We start from the raw sequence: 16,068 nt of genomic DNA, 5'->3' as shown, positions 1-16,068 counted from the left end.
ATGGAGTCGCGGCACCTTCCCGTTCCCGACGGGCTCGACGGGACGCGCGTCGACCAGGCGCTCGCCAAGATGCTCGGCTTCTCGCGGACGTTCGCGGCCGAGATCGCCGACGCGGGGGGCGTGAGCGTCGACGGCCGCACGGTCGCCCGTTCCGATCGCCTCCGCGCGGGCGGCTGGTTGAGCGTCGAGTGGGAGCCGAAGCGCGAGCCCGAGATCGTGCCCGTCGAGGTCGCGGACCTCGGCATCGTGTGGGACGACGACGACATCGTCGTGGTCGACAAGCCCGCGGGCGTCGCCGCCCACCCCTCGGTGGGATGGGAGGGGCCGACCGTGCTCGGTGCCCTCGCGGCTGCCGGGTTCCGCATCGCCACGAGCGGACCGGCGGAGCGCCGCGGCGTGGTGCACCGTCTCGACGCGGGAACGAGCGGCCTGATGGTCGTCGCCAAGACGGAGCGCGCTTACACGCTGCTCAAGAGCGCGTTCAAAGAGCGCGAGGTCGACAAGATCTATCACGCGGTCGTCCAGGGCCACCCCGACCCGCTCTCGGGAACCATCGACGCCCCCATCGGTCGACACCCGCATCACTCGTGGAAGTTCGCGGTCGTCCCCGACGGCAAAGACTCGGTGACGCACTACGAGACCCTCGAGGCGTTTCCGCGCGCGTCGCTGCTCGAGATCCATCTCGAGACCGGGCGCACGCACCAGATCCGCGTGCACATGGCCGCGCATCGGCATCCGTGCGTCGGAGACCCCCTGTACGGAGCCGACCCCACGCTCTCCGCACGGCTGGGCCTCGAACGGCAGTGGCTGCACGCGCACCGACTGGCGTTCACGCACCCCGCGACGGGGGAGTGGGTCGGCTTCGAGTCCGCCTACCCGGCCGACCTCGCGAAAGCGCTCGAGATCCTCCGCGACGGGCTCTGACCCGCGTCAGGGCCGTTCCGCAGCCTGCTCGAATCGAGCCGCGCCCGGCGTGAGCCCGGCCCGCACACGAGCGAGCATCTCCTCGTCGAGGATGTCGTCCAGGTGCTCCACCGGATGCCAACCGAGATCGGTCATCTCGCCGTCGACGGGCCGCGGCTCGCCGGACAGCCACCTGCAGGCGAACACGAGATCGAGGTAGTCGCTCTGGTCTCCGTTGGCGTAGGTGACGCGGGGGATCTGGTGGACCCAGGCGAGCCTGTCGGCGCGGATGCGGACCCCCGCCTCCTCCGCGGCCTCGCGGACGGCGGCATCCGCGGGTTCCTCGCCCGGATCGACGATGCCGGTGATCGGGGTGAGGCGCCCGTTGTCGCTGCGTCGGCCGAGGAGGACGGCGCCGTCGCGCTCGATGACGGCGGTGACCCCGACGAGCGGGAGAGGGCGCGTGCCGACGAGGCGGCGGAGATCGAGGACGAAGTCGGGAGTGGGCACGCGCCCACCGTAACCCAGCCGGTGGCTGAGGGCGGGGGAGCGGACTGCGACGCGCGGCACCCACCTGGGGGTCCGCTCTGAACTTCCGGACGCGATGTCGGAGGCCGAACGTACACTCGATACGTGGCAGCTGACTCCTTCGTTCACCTTCACGTGCACAGTGAGTATTCGATGCTCGACGGCGCGGCGCGCATCGGCCCGATGGTCCAAGAGGCCGTCAAGCAGGGCATGCCGGCGATCGCGGTCACCGACCACGGCAACACCTTCGCGGCGTATGAGTTCTACAAGACGGCGAAAGATGCGGGGATCAAGCCGATCATCGGCATCGAGGCCTACGTCACCCCCGGTACGCACCGCTCCGACAAGACGCGCGTGCGCTGGGGCTCGCCCGAGCAGCAGAGCGACGACGTCTCGGGTTCCGGCGCCTACACGCACATGACGCTGCTCTCCGAGACGACCGAGGGGATGCACAACCTCTTCCGCCTCTCGTCGAAAGCGAGCATGGAGGGCTACTACTTCAAGCCCCGCATGGACCGGGAGCTGCTGCAGACCTACAGCAGGGGACTGATCGCGACGACCGGCTGCCCCTCCGGCGAGGTGCAGACCCGCCTGCGTCTCGGGCAGTACGAGGCGGCTCGGGCCGCCGCGGCCGAGTTCCAGGACATCTTCGGCAAAGAGAACTACTTCGCCGAGATCATGGACCACGGGCTGTCGATCGAGCGGCGGGTCATGAGCGACCTGCTGAAGATCTCGAAAGACCTGAACATCCCCCTTCTCGGGACCAACGACCTGCACTACACGCACCAGCACGATGCGACGAGCCACGCCGCTCTGCTCTGCGTGCAGTCGGGGTCGACCCTCGACGACCCCAAGCGGTTCAAGTTCGACGGCGACGGCTACTACGTGAAGTCGCCCGCGGAGATGCGCCAGGTCTTCCGGGACAACCCCGAGGCCTGCGACAACACGCTGCTCATCGCCGAGCGCTGCGACGTCGAGTTCGACACGTCGGCCAACTACATGCCGCGTTTCCCCGTTCCCCCGGGCGAGACCGAGGGCAGCTGGATGATCAAAGAGGTCGAGAACGGCCTCCAGGACCGCTACCCCGGCGGCATCCCCGACGCCGTGCGCAAGCAGGCCGAGTACGAGACCGACGTCATCCTGCAGATGGGGTTCCCCGGCTACTTCCTCGTCGTCGCCGACTTCATCAACTGGGCGAAGAACAACGGCATCCGGGTCGGCCCCGGCCGTGGTTCGGGCGCCGGATCGATGGTCGCGTACGCCATGAAGATCACCGATCTCGACCCGCTGCAGCACGGCCTCATCTTCGAGCGCTTCCTCAACCCCGACCGCGTCTCCATGCCCGACTTCGACGTCGACTTCGACGACCGTCGCCGCGGTGAGGTCATCCAGTACGTCACCGAGAAGTACGGCGACGAGCGCGTCGCGCAGATCGTGACGTACGGCACCATCAAAGCCAAGCAGGCGCTGAAAGACGCCGGCCGCGTGCTCGGGTTCCCCTTCAGCATGGGCGACAAGCTCACCAAGGCGATGCCGCCCGCCGTGATGGGCAAGGACATGCCGCTCGACGGTATGTTCAACCCCGAACACCCCCGGTACAAAGAGGCGGGGGAGTTCCGCACCCTGATCGAGACCGACCCCGAGGCCAAGACGGTCTTCGACACCGCTCTGGGGCTCGAGAACCTCAAGCGCCAGTGGGGCGTGCACGCGGCCGGCGTGATCATGTCGAGCGAGCCGCTCATCGACATCATCCCGATCATGCGCCGCGAGCAGGACGGCCAGATCGTCACGCAGTTCGACTACCCCGCGTGCGAGTCGCTCGGCCTCATCAAGATGGACTTCCTGGGGTTGCGCAACCTCACGATCATCAACGACGCGCTCGACAACATCGAGGCCAACCGGGGCCACCCCCTCGTGCTGGAGGATCTCGCGCTCGACGATGCGGCATCCTACGAACTCCTCGCCCGGGGCGACACGCTCGGGGTGTTCCAGCTCGACGGCGGGCCGATGAGATCGCTTCTGCGCCTCATGCGTCCCGACAACTTCGAGGACATCTCGGCCGTCCTCGCGCTGTACCGCCCCGGCCCGATGGGCGTGAACTCGCACATCAACTACGCGCTGCGCAAGAACAAGCAGCAGGAGATCGAGCCGATCCACCCCGAGCTCGAAGAGCCGCTGGCCGACATCCTCGACACGACCTACGGTCTCATCGTCTACCAGGAGCAGGTGATGGCCGTGGCGCAGCGCGTCGCCGGCTACACACTCGGTCAGGCCGACCTCCTGCGCCGGGCGATGGGCAAGAAGAAGAAGAGCGAACTCGACAAGCAGAAAGAGATCTTCTTCGGCGGAATGACCGAGCGCGGGTACGGCGACGTCGCGCAGCAGACGCTATGGAAGGTCCTCGAGTCCTTCGCCGACTACGCCTTCAACAAGGCGCACACCGCTGCCTACGGACTCGTGTCGTACTGGACCGCCTATCTCAAGGCGCACTATCCGGCCGAGTACATGGCTGCGCTGCTGACCAGCGTCGGCGATTCGAAAGACAAGATGGCGGTCTACCTCAATGAGTGCCGCCGCATGGGCATCAGAGTGCTGCCGCCCGACGTGAACGAGTCGATCAGATTCTTCGCGGCCGTCGGAGAAGACATCCGCTTCGGTCTCGGCGCCGTCCGTAACGTCGGCGCGAACGTCGTCGACGGGATCGTGGCCGCTCGACAGGATGCCAAGTACACCTCGTTCCACGACTTCCTGGCGAAGGTGCCCATGCACGTCGCCAACAAGCGCACCGTCGAGTCGCTGATCAAGGCCGGCGCCTTCGACACCCTCGGCTCCACCCGTCGCGCGCTCCTCGAGATCCATGAGGACGCCTGCGAGGGCGCGGTGAGCGATAAGAGGCGCGAGGCCAACGGTGAAGTGGGCTTCGACTTCGACTCGCTCTGGGACGAGCCGCAGCAGGTGACGAAGGTCCCGGAACGCCCCGAATGGACCAAGAAGGACAAGCTCGCGTTCGAGCGCGAGATGCTGGGGCTCTACGTCTCGGATCACCCGCTCGCGGGTCTCGAGGTTCCGCTCGCGAAGCACGCGTCGACGTCGATCCACGACCTCCTCTCCTCCGAAGACGTCCAGGACGGCGATCAGGTGACGGTGGCGGGCCTGTTGACGAGTGTCCAGCACCGCGTGGCCAAGCAGAGCGGGAACCCCTACGGCATGGTGACCGTCGAGGACTTCAACGGCGAGGTCACCGTCATGTTCATGGGGAAGACCTACGCCGAGTTCGCGCCGATCCTGCAGGGGGATTCGATCCTGGTGGTGCGCGGACGGGTCTCTCGTCGCGACGACGGCCTGAATCTGCACGCCCAGTCCGCCTTCGCCCCCGACCTCGAGGGTATGGACGCCGCGAGCGGTCTGACCTTGGTGGTCCCGGAGCAGCGCGCGAACGAAGCTCTTATCGGCGAGCTCGCGCAGACCCTGCAACGCCATGCGGGCGATACCGAGGTGCTTCTCAAGCTTCACAAAGGTGGGACGGCAAAGGTCTTCGAGGTGCCTCTGCCCGTTCGCGTGACGGCCGATCTCTTCGGCGAGTTGAAAGGATTGCTCGGGCCCAACTGCCTGGGTTGAATCGCGCGGAATCGCACGGGACGTCCAACAGGATGCCGCTGCGAGCCGCTCGAAGACCGAACAGGGCGCCGCGGGGCCCTCGGAAAGGAACATCGTGACCGATCGCATTGACGACCCCGTCCCGCCCGCGGACTCCGCGGCGGACGGCCCCCTGGCGTCCGCGGCATCCGAGGATTCCGGTCCTCGGGTGGCGCGCTCGACCATGATGCAGCCGCGCGGCGCCGAGACCGACCCGCGCGAGACGGGCGACATCGACGTCGATCACGGCGACGACGGCGGTGCCCCCGTCGGCCCGTCCGAGGGCCAGGTTTCCGCGCGCTCCCACGTGAACACGCACGGCATCTCACTGCCTTCCTCGGCCTCCGGCTCCGGCTCCGGCACGGTGTCCTACGGGGTCGGCCCCTTCTCGGTGCGCGAGGTCGCCCTGCTCGGAATCTGGGCAGTCGCCTTCCTCGTGTCGTTCTTCCCCGACAACAACGTCACCGGTGCCGCCCGTCTCCTCGTCGGGGGCAGCAACGTCTGGGTCTCCGGGCTCTGGTGGATCGCCGCCATCGCTCTGCCCACGGTGGCCGTCGGCCTCCTCGTCCTCCGCCGCCTGTCCCCGCAGGGCATCCGCCGGGTCGGGTCGCTCGGCATCGATCAGTTCGCCTCGGTCGCCTTCTCGATCGCGGCGTTCATCTGGGTGGCATGGCTGTGGGAGACGGTGTCGATCGCGATCGACACCGGAGGATGGGTTCGATCCTGGGTCGTGTGGGTCGAGGCGATCCTCATGCTGGCCGGCGTCGTCCTGACGGTCGCCGCACCGTTCATCCCTCCGTTCGCCGCTGACTTCGCCGGTCGCGAAGAGGTGCCCGCCCACCGCAATGCCCGTCCCGTGCGCCCGGTCGTGCCGCGTCCCGCCGCACCCCGGTCCGCGCGCCGCTCTCCGGCACCGGCGGGTTCCGCCGTCGCACCGAGCATCGACGCGGCGACGAGCTCGCACGACGGCGCGGACGTCGGCGCGCCCGGCGACTACGTGCGTTCGACCGAGGGACCCCGACCGGGTCCGACCGACCCGCCCACCTCCGTCCTGACGGCCGTCGAGCACGCGCCCGATCCGCACGCGAGCAGCGACCACGCGAGCGCGAACCACGCGAGCGCAAACCACGCGAACGCGAACCACGCCAGCGCCGACCAAGCGAGCGCCGACCACGCGAACGCGAACCAAGCGAGCGCCGACCACGCGATCACCGACCACGCGAACGCGTCCGACGATCACCCGACGGACGTGCTCACCCGCCTCCACGACCTGTCCGCCGAGCCCGCGCATCCCGCCGCTCAGGCCTTCTGGGCGCTCGCGCCGGTCGAGCGCGAGGTCGTCGACGACTACGGCACGCCGATCTTCCGGATCGGGCCGTCCGCGTGGGCGCTCGTGATCGAGGACCGCGGCGAGACATTCGTCATCCGTCACGACGACGGTCGCATCGGGTACCTGCACGACGTCTCGGGTGTCACGCGCGGCTGAGGAGCGCCTGCGAGCCGCCCTCTCCGGCGGAGGGTGGCTCGCAGGCGGCCGGTAGCCTGGTCTCATGCTCCGTACCATCGATCTCCGCGGCCGCGTGCTCTCGCCCGCCGAGCTTCTCGCGGTCGTCCCGCGTGCCGACAGCGCGCGCGACGAAGCCCTCATCATCGCCGCGCGCATCGTGGATGACGTCGCGGTCCGCGGCGAAGAGGCCCTGCGCGAGCAGGCGGCGCAGTTCGATCACGTGACCGACCACGCGATCGCCGTCCCCGCGTCGCACCTCGATGAGGCCCTCGACACCCTCGACCCGTCCGTGCGCTCCGCCCTCGAAGAGGCGATCGCGCGCGTGCGGGTGGCCTCGACCGCGCAGGTGCCCGCGCCCGTGGTGACCGAGATCGGTCCCGGCGCCCGCGTCACGCAGCGCTGGCAGCCGGTGCGACGCGTCGGGCTGTACGTTCCCGGCGGCAAGGCCGTGTACCCCTCGAGCGTCGTCATGAACACCGTGCCGGCGCAGGTGGCCGGTGTCCGCGAGATCGCCCTGGCCTCCCCGCCCCAGGAGGAGTTCGGGGGACGGGTCCACCCCGCCATCCTGGCGGCGGCCCGCCTCCTCGGGGTCACCGAGGTGTACGCCATGGGCGGCGCCGGTGCGATCGGCGCATTCGCCTCCGGGGTCGCGAGCCTCGGCCTCGACCCGGTCGATGTCGTCACAGGACCCGGCAACAACTTCGTCGCCTCCGCCAAACGCGCGGTGGCCGGACGCGTGGGCACCGACTCCGAGGCGGGAGCGACCGAGATCCTTGTCGTCGCCGACGGCAGCGCCGATGCCGACCTCGTCGCGGCCGACCTCGTGAGCCAGGCCGAGCACGACGAGCAGGCGTCCGCCGTGCTCGTGACGGATTCGCCCGCTCTCGCCGACGCCGTCCGCGCGGCCCTCCCCGCCCGCGTCGCCGCCACGCGGCACAGCGCGCGGGTGGCCGCCGCGTTCGAGGGACCGCAGTCGGCGGTCGTCCTCGTCGACGACGTCGCGCAGGCGACGGCGTTCAGCAACGCCTACGCGCCCGAGCACCTCGAACTGCACCTCGCGGATCCCCGCCCCGAGGACTTCGTCAACGCCGGGGCGGTCTTCGTCGGCCCGTACACCCCGGTGAGCCTGGGCGACTACCTCGCGGGCAGCAACCACGTCCTGCCCACCGGCGGACAGTCGCGCTACGGAGCGGGATTGTCCGCAGCGACCTTCCTGCGTCCGCAGCAGGTGATCGAGTACGACCGCGAGGCGCTCCGCTCGGTGCACGACGCGATCGTCACCCTGGCGGAGGCCGAGGCTCTGCCCGCGCACGGCGAAGCCGTCACGGCCCGTTTCCCCGAGTAGATCGGCGAGCACATGCACTGTCCTTTCTGCCGCAATCCCGATTCCCGAGTGATCGACTCGCGCACGAGCGACGACGGCCTCAGCATCCGTCGACGTCGTCAGTGCCCGAAGTGCGGTGGACGGTTCTCGACCGTCGAGACCGCGAGCCTGAACGTCATCAAGCGGTCGGGTGTCGTCGAGCCGTTCAGCCGCGAGAAGGTGATGTCGGGCGTCCGCAAGGCCTGTCAGGGCAGGCCCGTCACCGACGCCGATCTCGCGATGCTCGCGCAGCAGGTCGAAGAGGCGATCCGCCAGACCGGGTCGTCGCAGATCGATGCGAACGAGATCGGTCTGTCGATCCTCGGGCCCCTGCGCGAGCTCGACGAGGTGGCGTACCTCCGTTTCGCGAGCGTCTACCAGGCGTTCGAGTCGCTCGACGACTTCGACACCGCGATCGCGCAGCTCCGGGCCGACCACGCGCACCGGCCGCTGCCCGCGAGCGGTGCGGGGGACGACGTCCAGTAGCCTGGCGGGGATGTATCCCCTTCTCTTCCGCACGGTCCTCACGCGTCTCGACCCCGAGTTCGCCCACCACCTCGGTGCGCTCGTCATCCGTGTCGCGGGCGTCGAGCCCGTGGCATCCGTGGTCCGTCGTTTTACCGCGCCCGCGCCCGATCAGGCCGTGAGCGCCCTCGGACTGCGCTTCGACTCGCCGTTCGGCGTCGCCGCCGGGTTCGACAAGAACGTCACGATGGTCCGCGGACTCGGCGCTCTCGGGTTCGGCCATGTCGAGGTGGGGACCGTCACGGCTCTCGCTCAGCCCGGCAACCCGAAGCCGCGCCTGTTCCGCCTCGTGGCCGATCGCGCCGTCATCAACCGCATGGGCTTCAACAACGACGGAGCCACCGCGGCTGCCGCGAAGCTCCGCCGACTTCGCCGGTCGCGCCGTCGTCCCGTGATCGGGGTCAACATCGGAAAGAGTCGTGTGGTCGCCGTCGACGACGCCACCACCGATTACGTGCGCAGCGCGCGCCTCCTCGCGCCGCTCGCCGATTATCTCGTCGTCAACGTCTCGTCGCCCAACACCCCGGGCCTGCGTGGACTCCAGGCCGTCGAGACGCTCCGTCCCCTTCTGACGGCGGTTCAGGATGCCGCGGGCTCGACGCCCCTCCTCGTCAAGATCGCTCCCGATCTCGATGACGACGAGGTCCACGACATCGCGCGTCTCGCGGTCGACGCCGGTCTCGCCGGCCTCATCGCCACGAACACGACGATCGCGCGGACGGGGCTCTCCACGGATGCCGCGAAGGTCGAGGCAGCCGGAGCGGGAGGTCTGTCGGGCGCGCCGCTGAAGCGCCGGGCGGCGGAGGTGCTGCGGCTGGTGCGTGCGGTCGTTCCGGCGGAGTTCGTCGTGATCTCCGCCGGGGGAGTCGAGACCGCCGATGACGTGCGCGAGCGCCTCGCCGCCGGCGCGAACCTCGTGCAGGGCTACACCGGTTTCCTGTACCGGGGACCGCTCTGGGCGCGGCAGATCAACCGCGGGCTCGCGCGCTCTCGGTGAGCCGGGTTCGGCGCTCAGGCCCGACGCAACGACGAAGCGGCGCGCCCGAGGGCACGCCGCTTCGTGAGAGCTTCCGGGATCAGACCGGGTACTGACCGCGCTTGACCTGTGCCTTCGGCAGGCGCATGAAGCGCATCTGCACGGTGCGCATCGCGGCGTACCAGCCGAGTCCCTTCTCGAGCTTGCTCTCGCCGAACTTGTCCTTCGCGGCGCGCTTCACGCGGATCGAGGTGATGATCATGTCGCCGATGACGAAGAGGATGAAGATCCAGAGGGCCACGAACGCCCAGTACTGGAAGAACTGCACCGGGAGCACCGTCAGCAGGATCACGATGAGCATGAACGGCATGACGCCCTCGCCGAGGTGCCAGCCGGCATCCACGAAGTCACGGGCGAAGCGGCGCTGGGGTCCCTTGTCGCGGACGGGGAGGTAGCGCTCCTCACCGGCGGCCATCCCGACGCGGGCCTTCTCGCGCTGGGCCGCCAGTTCGGCGCGGGCGCGGGCCTTGGCCTCTTTGGTGTCCGGCACGAGCGGGCGCTTGCGGGCGGCTTCCTGCTCGGCCCGCGAGGGCGTCGCGCGCCCCTTGCCCGAACCGGTCTCCGTCGGGTCGACGGGGGTGTCGTTGGGGGCGGGGGCGGGGGACTTTGCCACGGAAAACCTCGAGAGCTCGCTGATCGGGAGATTTAAGATTACCCGCATGACCCCCGACGTGTCCTTGCAGAATGCCGTGCGCGACGCCGCGGCCGCCGGCATCCCTTCCGCCCTCGCCGATCTGGGCGCCCTCGTGCGCATCCCCTCGATCGCCTGGCCCGCCTTCGATCAGTCCGCTCTGGTGAGGAGTGCGGATGCCGTGGCCGACCTGTTCCGCGGGACCGGGATGTTCGATCGCGTCGAGGTGAAGCGCGCCGCGATCCCCGGCACCGACAAGCTCGGCCAGCCGGCGGTGCTCGCCTCTCGCGCGCCGAAGAACGGTCGCCCCACGGTGCTGCTCTACGCGCACCACGACGTGCAGCCTCCCGGCGATGAGAAGCTGTGGGACTCGCCGCCGTTCGAGCCGACGGTCCGCGACGGTCGCCTGTACGGGCGCGGCGCCGCCGACGACAAGGCCGGCGTCATGGCACACGTCGCGGCCATCCGTGCCCTGGCCGAGGTCGTCGGCGACGACCTCGATCTCGGTCTCGCCGTGTTCATCGAGGGCGAGGAGGAATACGGTTCCCGCTCGTTCGCGCAGTTCCTCGCGGACAACGCCGACGCGCTCCGCTCCGACGTGATCGTCGTCGCCGACTCCGGCAACTGGGACGATCGCACACCCGGCCTCACGGTGTCGCTCCGGGGCAACGCCCGGTTCACCCTGACGGTGCGGACCCTCGAGCACGCATCCCACTCGGGCATGCTCGGGGGAGCAGTACCGGATGCCATGCTCGCCACCGTGAAGCTCCTGTCGACGCTGTGGGACGACGACGGTGCCGTCGCCGTCGAAGGGCTGCACGTCCGCGACGCGGAGACCCCCGAGTACGACGAGTCGACCCTCCGTGCGGAGTCCGGTCTGCTCGAGGGCGTCAGCCCCATCGGTCGCGACTCGATCCTCAGCCGCATCTGGAACAAGCCGTCGGTGACGATCACCGGATGGGATGCCACCCCCGTCGCCTCGGCATCCAACACGCTCTCCCCGCAGACGAGCGTGGTCATCAGCGCCCGTGTGGCGCCGGGGCAGCGCGCCGAGGACGCCTACGCCGCGATCGAGGCGCACCTGCGCGCTCACGCGCCGTTCGGTGCCCACCTCGAGTTCAGCGACGTCGACTGCGGGGACGCGTTCCTCGTCGACACGAGCGGATGGGCCGTCGAGGATGCGCGCGCTTCGTTCGCCGAGGGCTACGGCGTCCCGTCGGTGGACGTCGGGGTCGGCGGGTCGATCCCGTTCATCGCGGATCTCGTCCGGGAGTTCCCGGGCGCGCAGATCCTGGTGACCGGCGTCGAGGACCCCCACGCCCGTGCGCACAGCCCGAACGAGTCGCTGCACCTCGACACGTTCCGCAACGCGGTGGTGTCGGAGGCGCTCCTGCTGGCGCGCCTGAACGCGCGCACCGTCTGACCGAGGCCGCGGGGCCGGGACGGGCGTAGAATCGTTCCGTCCCCGCGACCGATCAACCGAAGGGCATCGCCATGACCGACACCACACTGTCGTCCGCCGCCGACACCCGCGAGCACGGCGTGGGCCTGACCGCGGCCGCCTCCGACAAGGTCAAGAGCCTGCTGTCGCAGGAAGGGCGCGACGACCTGCGCCTCCGCGTGGCCGTACAGCCGGGCGGCTGCTCCGGCCTCATCTACCAGCTCTACTTCGACGAGCGCTATCTCGACGGTGACAAGGTCGTCGACTTCGACGGCGTCGAGGTCATCGTCGACGACATGAGCGTGCCGTACCTCGACGGTGCGAGCATCGACTTCAAGGACACGATCTCGGAGCAGGGCTTCACGATCGACAACCCCAACGCGCAGGGTTCCTGCGCCTGCGGCGACAGCTTCCACTGAGCTCGGCGCGCCGTCCGGCAACCGCCTTCGAGAACCCTCGGAACCACGGATCACACCGTGGAATCCGGGGGTTTTCGATGTCTCGGCACTGGACGAATGGCCTGAGAACGGTGAGAGGTTGCCGTAGACTGTCAAAGCTTCATCCACGACCCGGAAAGGTGCACTGTGCCCTCCAAACGTCGCCTCCGCTGGGCTGCGCTCCCCGTCGGGATCGCGTCCGTCGCGCTCCTCTCCGGCTGCACCACGACCCAGCTGCACGGCTTCCTGCCCGGCTTCGTCGATGACGGCACGCCCGCCACCAACCACACCGACATGGTCGCCGGTCTCTGGGTCAACTCCTGGATCGTGCTGCTGGCCGTGGGTGTCATCACGTGGGGCCTCATGCTGTGGGCGGTCATCGCCTACCGTCGTCGCAAGGGCCAGTCGGGTCTCCCGGTGCAGTTGCGCTACAACATGCCGGTCGAGATCTTCTACACGATCGTCCCGCTGATCCTGGTCATCGGCTTCTTCGCCTTCACGGCGCGCGACCAGAACACGCTCGAGACGCAGTACGACAACCCCGACGTGTCCATCACCGCGTACGGCAAGCAGTGGGCGTGGGACTTCCAGTACAACGGCACGAAGGAAGACAACTCCGACGCCGTGTACTCGATGGGTGTCCAGGCCAAGGCGACGGCCGACGGTTACGACCTCGAAGACGTGCCGACCCTCTACCTGCCGGTCAACAAGTCGGTCAAGATCGACCTCCGCTCGCGCGACGTCATCCACTCGTTCTGGATCATCGACTTCCTGTACAAGAAGGACATGTACATCGGTCGTGACAACGAGTGGTCGTTCACCCCGACCCGTGAGGGCACGTACGAAGGCAAGTGCGCCGAGCTGTGCGGTGAGTACCACTCCGCCATGCTCTTCAACGTCAAGGTCGTGAGCGACGCCGAGTACGAGAACTACCTCAAGTCGCTCCGTGACGCCGGTGACGTCGGCGACATCAGTGATCTGTCGCGTCTGCAGAACCTCACAACGGCTGGCGCCGAAGGGAACAAGTGATCATGGCCACGACGCTTCCGCTTCAGGAGAAGGGCACTTCTCGCCCGACGACTCTCCCTCCGCGTCAAGCCGCTCTGCTCAGCACCTCGCGTGTCGAGCAGAAGGGCAACCTGGTCGTCAAGTGGATCACCTCCACCGACCACAAGACCATCGGGTACATGTACCTGATCGCCTCGGTGATCTTCTTCATGCTCGGTGGCGTGATGGCGCTGATCATCCGCGCGGAGCTCTTCGAGCCCGGCATGCAGATCATCCCCACCAAAGAGCAGTACAACCAGCTCTTCACCATGCACGGCACGATCATGCTGCTCATGTTCGCGACCCCGCTGTTCGCCGGCTTCGCCAACGCGCTGCTGCCGCTGCAGATCGGTGCTCCCGACGTCGCGTTCCCCCGTCTGAACGCGTTCGCCTTCTGGCTGTTCCTCTTCGGCTCGACGATCGCCGTCTCCGGCTTCCTCACCCCGCAGGGTGCGGCGGGCTTCGGATGGTTCGCCTATCAGCCACTGGCCAACGCGAGTTTCTCTCCGGGTGTCGGCGGGAACCTCTGGATGCTGGGACTCGGCATCAGCGGCTTCGGGACGATCCTCGGTGCGGTGAACTTCATCACGACGATCCTGACCATGCGCGCCCCCGGTATGACCATGTGGCGCATGCCGATCTTCTCGTGGAACACGCTCATCACGAGCATCCTGATCCTGCTCGCGTTCCCCGTTCTCGCCGCGGCGATCTTCGCCGCCGCCGCGGATCGCGTGCTCGGCGCCCACATCTACAGCCCCGAGAACGGCGGTGTTCTCCTCTGGCAGCACCTCTTCTGGTTCTTCGGCCACCCCGAGGTGTACATCATCGCGCTGCCGTTCTTCGGCATCGTGTCGGAGATCTTCCCGGTGTTCAGCCGCAAGCCGATCTTCGGGTACAAGACGCTCGTCTACGCCACCATCGCGATCGCCGCCCTGTCGGTCGCCGTGTGGGCGCACCACATGTACGTGACGGGTGGCGTGCTCCTGCCGTTCTTCGCCCTCATGACCATGCTCATCGCGGTGCCCACCGGCGTGAAGATCTTCAACTGGATCGGAACGCTCTGGCGAGGATCGGTCACGTTCGAGACGCCGATGGTCTTCGCCCTGGGCTTCCTCGTGTCGTTCGTCTTCGGCGGTCTGACCGGCGTCATCCTCGCATCGCCCCCGCTGGACTTCCACCTGTCCGACTCGTACTTCGTCGTGGCGCACTTCCACTACGTCGTCTTCGGCACGGTCGTGTTCGCGATGTTCGCCGGCTTCTACTTCTGGTGGCCGAAGTGGACGGGCAAGATGCTCAACGAGCGTCTCGGCATGGTTCACTTCTGGATGCTGTTCATCGGCTTCCACATGACGTTCCTCATCCAGCACTGGCTGGGCGTCGACGGCATGGTGCGTCGTTACGCGGACTACGCCGCAGCCGACGGATGGACCTGGGAGAACCAGCTCTCCACGATCGGCTCGATGATCCTCGGCGCCTCGATGATCCCGTTCCTGCTGAATGTGTGGATCACCGCCCGCAAGGCGCCGCGTGTCACGGTCGACGACCCGTGGGGTTACGGAGCATCGCTCGAGTGGGCCACCTCGTGCCCGCCGCCGCGCCACAACTTCACCTCGATTCCGCGTATCCGTAGCGAGCGCCCCGCCTTCGACCTGAACCACCCCGAGGCCGGTATCCCGGTCGGCGTGGGCCCGGCCAAGGACGCCCCCGACACGCCCGTCGTCGACGCGGCGGCTGGAGAGGTCAAGTAAACGATGCGTACCAATGTCGGACTCTGGTGGCTCCTCGCGGGCTTCGGATTCTTCATCGCGGCGGTCTACACGGTCTGGAGCCTCATCCAGCACGGTGGTGTCGAGTGGGTCGGAACAGTTGCACTGGTCTTCCTCGGCCTCATGTCGTCGATGATCGCCTTCTACGTGGGCCGTGTGCTCAAGGCGCAGAACGGCGAGCTTCCCGAAGACACGCTGACCGCCGACATCGATGACGGCGACCCGGAGATGGGTGAGTTCAGCCCCTGGTCCTGGTGGCCCATCGTGCTCGCTGCGTCCGCGGCGATCGCCGTGATCGGTCTCGCGGTGGGCAGCTGGATGGTTCCCATCGGATTCATGGTCTTCGTGGTCGCGATCGTCGGCTGGGTGTACGAGTACTACCGCGGGTACTTCGCCCGCTGATCCTGTGCCCCTTCGGCTGAATACGGCCGCCGTCTCAGACGCCGGCGCCCATCGTCCCACCAACCAGGACGCCGCGTTCGTGGCGTCCTGGGGTGCGGCGGTGGCAGACGGCGTCGGTGGCGGTCCGTCCGGCGACCTCGCCTCGGCGGCGCTCATCCATCGCCTGGTGGCGACGCGGGGGAGTGCGATCGACGCGGACGGTCTTCTCGTCCGGATTCGCGAGGCGAACTGGGACATCCGCGCCCACGTCGAGCGAGACCCCGCTCTTCGGGGCATGGCGACGACCTTCACGGGCCTGTTCCTCGGGGCTGATGGTCAGCTGCTTCTCGCGCACACCGGCGACTCGCGCGCGTATCTGCTGCGCGGGGGCGAGTTCACTCGCGAAACCCGGGACGACTCGTACGTGCAAGCGCTCGTCGATCACGGCATCATCCCGCCGGAGGCGGCCGCAGCCCACCCGCGTCGCAACATCATCACCGCGTCGCTCGGGGGTGCTGAGGGCGACGTCGTCTCGGTCGCCGAGCGTCCTCCCGTCGTGGGTGATCGCTGGGTTCTCTGCAGCGACGGGTTGACCGACTACGTGCCCGAGGCGGACGTGGCTCGTCTCATCGCCGAAGCGGATGACCCGCGTTCCGCGGCGGCATCCGCGGTCGCGCTCGCGCTCGAGGCGGGCACGCGCGACAACGTGACGGTCGTCGTCTGCGACGTCGTCGATGACGATCAACCGGTCGCCGGGGAGCCCGTGTTCTCGGGATCTGCGGCACGATGGTTCGCCGAGGACGTCGAGACGGCCTGATCCGGCGATCTCCCCGCTCGTCTTGGCGTGCGAGATGCGCCCGTGCCCTG

General features: G+C 68.4%; 14 protein-coding genes. 12 read left to right on the top strand and 2 right to left on the bottom strand.

Annotated elements, in window-relative coordinates:
- Positions 1-924 (top strand): RluA family pseudouridine synthase, encoded by a 924-nt coding sequence (locus tag MTES_RS00460; RefSeq protein WP_013583185.1) that lies wholly within the window; start codon positions 1-3, stop codon positions 922-924.
- A 6-nt stretch (positions 925-930) separates the two neighbouring features.
- On the opposite strand, the gene MTES_RS00455 is transcribed toward MTES_RS00460, so the two are convergent.
- Positions 931-1,413, bottom strand: a complete 483-nt coding sequence (locus tag MTES_RS00455; protein ID WP_043360814.1) for an NUDIX hydrolase — start codon at positions 1,411-1,413, stop codon at positions 931-933.
- A gap of 171 nt (positions 1,414-1,584) precedes the next feature.
- On the opposite strand from MTES_RS00455, the gene dnaE reads away from it, so the two are divergent.
- From dnaE to MTES_RS00430, 5 genes are all read left to right on the top strand, one after another.
- Positions 1,585-5,049: a DNA polymerase III subunit alpha gene (gene dnaE / locus MTES_RS00450; RefSeq protein ID WP_013583183.1), complete on the top strand. Its 3,465-nt coding sequence runs from the start codon at positions 1,585-1,587 to the stop codon at positions 5,047-5,049.
- A 94-nt stretch (positions 5,050-5,143) separates the two neighbouring features.
- Positions 5,144-6,553, top strand: coding sequence for a hypothetical protein (locus tag MTES_RS00445; protein WP_013583182.1), 1,410 nt, complete (start codon positions 5,144-5,146; stop codon positions 6,551-6,553).
- A gap of 64 nt (positions 6,554-6,617) precedes the next feature.
- Entirely contained in the window at positions 6,618-7,919 is a 1,302-nt protein-coding gene (gene hisD, locus MTES_RS00440; RefSeq protein ID WP_013583181.1) for a histidinol dehydrogenase, read from the top strand.
- 12 nt (positions 7,920-7,931) lie between these two features.
- Positions 7,932-8,423, top strand: a complete 492-nt coding sequence (gene nrdR, locus MTES_RS00435) for a transcriptional regulator NrdR (protein WP_013583180.1) — start codon at positions 7,932-7,934, stop codon at positions 8,421-8,423.
- Between the two features lie 10 nt (positions 8,424-8,433).
- Positions 8,434-9,459: a quinone-dependent dihydroorotate dehydrogenase gene (locus MTES_RS00430; RefSeq protein ID WP_013583179.1), complete on the top strand. Its 1,026-nt coding sequence runs from the start codon at positions 8,434-8,436 to the stop codon at positions 9,457-9,459.
- 79 nt (positions 9,460-9,538) lie between these two features.
- Here the strand turns inward: MTES_RS00430 and MTES_RS00425 are convergent, their stop codons facing one another.
- Positions 9,539-10,111 (bottom strand): DUF3043 domain-containing protein, encoded by a 573-nt coding sequence (locus MTES_RS00425; protein WP_013583178.1) that lies wholly within the window; start codon positions 10,109-10,111, stop codon positions 9,539-9,541.
- Positions 10,112-10,157: 46 nt separating this feature from the next.
- On the opposite strand from MTES_RS00425, the gene MTES_RS00420 reads away from it, so the two are divergent.
- From MTES_RS00420 to MTES_RS00395, 6 genes are all read left to right on the top strand, one after another.
- The gene (locus MTES_RS00420) at positions 10,158-11,552 is read left to right on the top strand and encodes a dipeptidase (RefSeq protein ID WP_013583177.1); all 1,395 of its coding nucleotides are present in this window, start codon (positions 10,158-10,160) and stop codon (positions 11,550-11,552) included.
- Between the two features lie 71 nt (positions 11,553-11,623).
- Positions 11,624-11,989 carry an iron-sulfur cluster insertion protein ErpA gene (erpA, locus tag MTES_RS00415; RefSeq protein WP_013583176.1) on the top strand — a complete coding sequence of 122 codons (366 nt, stop codon included), beginning with the start codon at positions 11,624-11,626 and terminating at the stop codon, positions 11,987-11,989.
- Positions 11,990-12,154: 165 nt separating this feature from the next.
- Entirely contained in the window at positions 12,155-13,036 is an 882-nt protein-coding gene (gene coxB / locus MTES_RS00410; protein WP_013583175.1) for a cytochrome c oxidase subunit II, read from the top strand.
- A gap of 2 nt (positions 13,037-13,038) precedes the next feature.
- Entirely contained in the window at positions 13,039-14,802 is a 1,764-nt protein-coding gene (gene ctaD, locus MTES_RS00405) for a cytochrome c oxidase subunit I (protein WP_043361752.1), read from the top strand.
- A gap of 3 nt (positions 14,803-14,805) precedes the next feature.
- On the top strand, positions 14,806-15,222 hold the full coding sequence (locus tag MTES_RS00400) for a cytochrome c oxidase subunit 4 (RefSeq protein ID WP_013583173.1): 417 nt from the start codon (positions 14,806-14,808) through the stop codon (positions 15,220-15,222).
- 4 nt (positions 15,223-15,226) lie between these two features.
- Entirely contained in the window at positions 15,227-16,018 is a 792-nt protein-coding gene (locus MTES_RS00395; RefSeq protein ID WP_013583172.1) for a PP2C family protein-serine/threonine phosphatase, read from the top strand.
- Positions 16,019-16,068 lie beyond the last annotated feature (50 nt).

The organism is Microbacterium testaceum StLB037 (assembly GCF_000202635.1).
GTDB lineage: Bacteria > Actinomycetota > Actinomycetes > Actinomycetales > Microbacteriaceae > Microbacterium > Microbacterium testaceum_F.
The sequence above is the reverse complement of the archived record's forward strand: the minus strand, read 5'-3'. Positions and strand labels throughout refer to the sequence as shown.

Bases quoted from the DNA above. Each gene is read 5' to 3' on its own strand.
- MTES_RS00460 (WP_013583185.1), top strand. From the start codon at position 1: ATGGAGTCGCGGCACCTTCCCGTTCCCGACGGGCTCGACGGGACGCGC.
- ctaD (WP_043361752.1), top strand. From the start codon at position 13,039: ATGGCCACGACGCTTCCGCTTCAGGAGAAGGGCACTTCTCGCCCGACG.
- nrdR (WP_013583180.1), top strand. From the start codon at position 7,932: ATGCACTGTCCTTTCTGCCGCAATCCCGATTCCCGAGTGATCGACTCG.
- dnaE (WP_013583183.1), top strand. From the start codon at position 1,585: ATGCTCGACGGCGCGGCGCGCATCGGCCCGATGGTCCAAGAGGCCGTC.
- hisD (WP_013583181.1), top strand. From the start codon at position 6,618: ATGCTCCGTACCATCGATCTCCGCGGCCGCGTGCTCTCGCCCGCCGAG.
- erpA (WP_013583176.1), top strand. From the start codon at position 11,624: ATGACCGACACCACACTGTCGTCCGCCGCCGACACCCGCGAGCACGGC.
- MTES_RS00420 (WP_013583177.1), top strand. From the start codon at position 10,158: ATGACCCCCGACGTGTCCTTGCAGAATGCCGTGCGCGACGCCGCGGCC.
- MTES_RS00400 (WP_013583173.1), top strand. From the start codon at position 14,806: ATGCGTACCAATGTCGGACTCTGGTGGCTCCTCGCGGGCTTCGGATTC.
- MTES_RS00430 (WP_013583179.1), top strand. From the start codon at position 8,434: ATGTATCCCCTTCTCTTCCGCACGGTCCTCACGCGTCTCGACCCCGAG.